The organism is Burkholderia sp. Se-20378, assembly GCF_017104665.1.
Classification (GTDB): domain Bacteria; phylum Pseudomonadota; class Gammaproteobacteria; order Burkholderiales; family Burkholderiaceae; genus Burkholderia; species Burkholderia lata.
This window is the reverse complement of record NZ_JAAGPG010000709.1, coordinates 1-3,316: the sequence shown is the minus strand read 5'-3', so window position 1 is coordinate 3,316 and position 3,316 is coordinate 1. Positions and strand designations below refer to the sequence as shown.

Sequence of the window (3,316 nt, the reverse complement as noted above, 5' to 3'; positions counted from 1 at the left end):
GAGCGCGCCGAACAGCGACGCCATCCCGTGCCGCACGGCGGCCGCACGCTGCGCGAGATCTTCCGATTCGGCCTTGCCGAGTGCGAGCAGATCGTCGATGCCGTAGATGCCGGCGAACAGCGCGTGCCGCTTGTCGTCGGCGGGCGCCGCCGCGAGGCCGTTGCGCTGCGCGGCGATGGCCCGTGCGACGTCGGCCGTCACGCGTGTCACCAGCGCTTCGAGTTTCGCGTGCACGTCGCGCGTGCCGAGCAGCATCGACACGAGGCTCAGGCACAGCACGCCGATCGCGACCGTCGAGCCGCGCCCGATCACATGTTCGAAGGTCAGCTCGGGATGCTGCATCGCGCCGTAGGTCGCGAGACCGATCGTGTAGCCGGCCACCACGGTGCCCGACGCGCGGAAGTGCCGCAGCAGCGTCATGCCGGCAACGCAGACGCCGAGCCAGAACGCGAAGCCGAGGATGAACAGCAGCGGCTGCTGCGCGAAGCAGCCCATCAGCACGAACGCGACGACCATCCCCGCGATCGTGCCGACCACGCGCCACACGCCCTTGCCGATCACCGCGCCCTGCACGGGATTGATCACGAGCAGCACCGTCGACGCCGCCGAATACGGGGTTTCGAGTTCGAGCAGGTACGCGACGCCGAGCGCGAGCGCGGCGGCGATGACCGAGCGCGCGACATACGCGCCGCGCGGCGTGAAGATGTCGATGCGCGCGATCAGCGCCGCGGCCGCGTGATTCAGGCGCCGGGGCGGCGGCGCGCCGGCGCGCGTCTGATCTGCTGCGTCATGCACTGCGCTCGCTCCATGAGAAAGGACGAAGCCAGTCTACGGTCGGGCGATGCATGCGGAACAGTGACGTCTTTGCACTCGACGAGTGCGTGCGACGCATGCGTCATGCGTGCGCCGGATGCAGCGCCGGCTGGCCGGTGCACCGCCCGCGCACGACGCGCCGCAACCACTGGTGCGCGGGGTCGCTCTGGAAGCGCGGATGCCACGCCTGCGTGATCAGCACGGTTTCGAGCGGCACTGGCAGGTCGAACGCGCGCACGCCGAGCCCGGCCCGCACCGCGCCGCGCGCGAGATGCTCGGGCAGCGGCAGGATCAGGTCCGACGCCTGCAGCGCGAAGATCGCCGCATACGGCGTCGGCACGACGAGCAGCACGTGCCGCGCGAGCCCGCGCGCGGCGAGCGCGTCGTCGATCGGTCCCGCCGACTTGCCGCGCCGCGATACGCCGATATGCGGCCAGCGCGCGAAGCGCTCGGGCGTGATGTCGTCGTCGAAGATCGGGTGGTCGTCGCGCGCGAGGCCGACGAAGGTCGTCGTGAACAGCGGCTGCACGCGAATCTCCGGCCCCAGGCGGCGCGACGCGCTGATGAACAGGTCGATGCGGCCGCTGCGCAACGCGTCGTCGTCGATGTCGTCTTCCTCGGGCATGAAGCGCAGCATCGCGCGCGGCATCCCGCGCGCCATCTCCTCGAGCAGGCGGCTGCTGTGCAGGCCGACGAAGATGTCGTTCGCGCGCACGTTGAACTGCTTGTCGAGCGTGCCGAGATCGATTTCCGCGGACGGGGCGAGCAACTGCGACGCGCGCTCCACGGTCTCGCGGACGACGCCGCGCAGTTCGAGCGCGCGCGGCGTCGGCACCATCTTGCGGCCGGCCTGCACGAAGATCGGGTCGCCGACCGTTTCGCGGATGCGCGCGAGCGTGCGGCTCATCGCGGGCGGGCTGAGGTTCATGCGGCGTGCGGCGCCGACGACGCTACCCTCTTCGAGCAGCGCGTCGAGCGAAATCAGCAGGTTCAGGTCGGGTGCCATCGGCTTCTCCGTGTCATCGCGTGCATGCGGCGCAATGGTAGTGCGGGATATGCGCGCGCAGCGTGACTGCAGCGCACGCAACGATTGCGCGCGGCATCACGCCTGACGCACGCATCGGGGTGTCATTGGCCGGCGCCCGCATCGGGCGGCAGCGAGCGGACGGCGGCGAACGCGCCGTTCACGTACATCAGCGGGTTCACGTCGTCGGACATCGCGACGCGCGTGACCCGTCCGACCAGGATCGAATGCGAGCCGACCTCGACCTGTTCGAGCGTGTCGCAGAAGAACGACGTCTGTGCGTTCTCGAGGTAGGGCAGGCCGGTCGCCGCGTCGGTGCGCCACGCGTCGTCCGCGAAACGGGTATCGGAGCCCGTCGTGCTGCACGCGAGCGCGAGCGGCACGTGGCAGCTTTGCAGCGCGTTCACGCAGAAGCGCCGGCGGCCGGTGATCGACGCGTGAATGCTCGCGCGTCGGTTGATGCACACCAGCACGGTCGGCGGATCGAGCGCGACCGACGTGAACGAGCTGGCGGTCAGCGCGCACGGGGCGGCCGCGGCGCCGTCGCCACCGGTCGTGACGATCGTGACGGTGGCGGCTACGCCGCGCATCGCCTGTTTCAGTTGCTGCGCAATGTCCACGGTGTTCATCATGATGCGGTCCTGTCACGAGGAGCCCCGGCGCCGCATGGCTCGCACCACGCGGCGCCGGGGCGGGCGTCAAAGCTGGTACGCGTCGGCCCAGGTCCAGTGATAGGACTTGAAGTCGGCGCGGCGCGACTTGAGCTCGGCGTCGCGCGCCTGTTGCTCGGGGCCGTCGGGCAGGTGGAACACGCCGCCGTTGCCGGCCGACGCAAGCTGGATCCGCGCGCTGCGGTCGATCCGCAGGCGCTGGTACTCGACCAGTGCGGCGCCGAGGGCTTCCTTCGACGCGAGCCCCGTCACGCACCGGCCGAGCACGACCGCGTCCTCGAGCGCCTGCGCGGCGCCCTGCGACTGGTACGGCAGCATCGGATGGCATGCGTCGCCGAGCAGGCACACGCTGTCCCATACCCAGCGCGTGAGCGGCTGGCGGTCGTGCAGCGACCAGCGGCTCAAGTCCGACGCGCAGCGGATCAGCCCGACGAGGCGCGGATCCCAGCCGTCGAGCTCGGCTTCGAGCGTCGCGCGATCGCCCTTGCTGCTCCACGATTCGCGCGTGCTGCCGTCGCCCGGCACGATCACGACGAGGTTCAGCAGCCGGCGATCGCGCACCCAGTAATGGATCGCGTGCCGACCGGGCCCGAGCCAGATCGTCACCTGCGGTTCCTTGACGATCTCGAACACGGGCGAGTGCGGATCGATCGCGTCGACGTCGATCAGCGCGCGATACGCGTCGTCGCCGCTGTAGTGCGGCGCGTCGTCGCCGAGCAGCGCGTGGCGCAGCGTCGAATGAATGCCGTCGGCCGCGACGACGAGATCCGCGCGCCAGCGCGTGCCCGTCGCATCGACGAGCGTCGCG

General features: G+C 70.7%; 4 protein-coding genes. All 4 read right to left on the bottom strand.

Annotated features, from left to right (window positions below; translation table 11 throughout):
- On the bottom strand, positions 1–795 hold a 795-nt coding region (locus G3N93_RS36410; protein ID WP_206135181.1), incomplete at its 3' end, for an FUSC family protein.
- 100 nt (positions 796–895) lie between these two features.
- Positions 896–1,819 (bottom strand): LysR family transcriptional regulator, encoded by a 924-nt coding sequence (locus tag G3N93_RS36405; RefSeq protein WP_206135180.1) that lies wholly within the window; start codon positions 1,817–1,819, stop codon positions 896–898.
- A gap of 122 nt (positions 1,820–1,941) precedes the next feature.
- Complete coding sequence (locus tag G3N93_RS36400; RefSeq protein ID WP_174932483.1) at positions 1,942–2,469, bottom strand: flavin reductase family protein; 528 nt, start codon at positions 2,467–2,469, stop codon at positions 1,942–1,944.
- Between the two features lie 66 nt (positions 2,470–2,535).
- Positions 2,536–3,316, bottom strand: a 781-nt coding sequence (locus G3N93_RS36395) for an FAD-dependent monooxygenase (protein WP_206135179.1), incomplete at its 5' end; no start/stop codon positions are given.